Source organism: Gluconobacter sp. P1D12_c (assembly GCF_018812105.1).
Classification (GTDB): domain Bacteria; phylum Pseudomonadota; class Alphaproteobacteria; order Acetobacterales; family Acetobacteraceae; genus Gluconobacter; species Gluconobacter oxydans_A.
In genome coordinates, this window is record NZ_JACSIQ010000588.1 from 1 (window position 1) to 416 (window position 416).

Below are 416 nucleotides of genomic sequence, written 5' to 3' on the forward strand. Positions count from 1 at the left end.
CTTGTAGACGCTCTATGTCGAGAACCCTTGTAGACGCTCTATGTCGAGAACCTTTGACAGCATCCCATCTTCTAAGACGCTACCCCCACCTCGACCCATGTGAGATATCGTGTAAGTGTCAATCATATATGCTTTTGCGGAATCATCCACCGCATTGATATCCCTGTTGCCAAGCTCCCACGAACCACGCATCGCAAACAGCTTACGCCCCGTTAGAGCATCGCATCCAATTTTTTGGAGTTTTTCGATAACCTGCTGATTGTGTCGCTTAGAGACATCTTCAATGAGTTCGAGAGCCTTTTAGACGAGTTCAGTGTCAGGCGTCTGCGTATAATTCTGTACCATAAGACAGGGTTCAGAGAAGTTATAGAAAGCATGATGCGGGAGCATCAGCCCAAAAATCTAATTCTCCATCT

1 protein-coding gene is annotated in these 416 nt (G+C 46.4%); it reads right to left on the reverse strand.

Features of this window, described 5'->3' with window-relative positions:
- Positions 1-12: 12 nt before the first annotated feature.
- A complete protein-coding gene (locus KP705_RS18280) occupies positions 13-192 on the reverse strand; it encodes a hypothetical protein (protein ID WP_215765327.1) in 180 nt (59 codons plus the stop codon).
- Positions 193-416: the final 224 nt, after the last annotated feature.

Excerpts from the sequence above, each read along its gene's own strand:
- KP705_RS18280 (WP_215765327.1), bottom strand. The coding sequence starts at position 192 with ATGCGTGGTTCGTGGGAGCTTGGCAACAGGGATATCAATGCGGTGGAT.